The sequence below is a fragment of the Streptomyces yerevanensis genome, from assembly GCF_000716805.1.
Lineage (GTDB): Bacteria > Actinomycetota > Actinomycetes > Streptomycetales > Streptomycetaceae > Streptomyces > Streptomyces flaveus.
On sequence record NZ_JNWJ01000276.1, the window covers coordinates 1 to 254 of the forward strand.

The window sequence follows — 254 nt, forward strand, 5'->3', positions numbered from 1 at the left end:
GACGCGGGCGCACCCGAACGCCTTCGCCAGCTCGGTCTTCTGCGGGGCGCTCGGGTACACGCGGAACTGGTACCTGAGCTTCATAATGATCACGATACCAGAGTGAGCCTATGATGGTGTCATGGTTCAGTTGACTCTACGCCTTCCCGATGACATCCATGCCCGGCTGACAGCTCAGGCAGAAGTCGACCGGCGGTCCCTCAACTCTGAGATCGTGCACTTGCTTGAGGTCGCTCTCACCGCCGTGGAGGCAG

General features: G+C 60.6%; 2 protein-coding genes. One reads left to right on the forward strand and one right to left on the reverse strand.

Annotation, left to right across the window (positions count from 1 at the left end):
- On the reverse strand, nucleotides 1-84 hold an 84-nt coding region (locus tag OP79_RS53545; RefSeq protein WP_157857555.1), incomplete at its 3' end, for a helix-turn-helix domain-containing protein.
- 37 nt (nucleotides 85-121) lie between these two features.
- Between OP79_RS53545 and OP79_RS53550 the strand changes: the two genes are divergently transcribed.
- The coding region (locus tag OP79_RS53550) for an Arc family DNA-binding protein (protein ID WP_078492546.1) at nucleotides 122-254 on the forward strand (133 nt) is incomplete at its 3' end.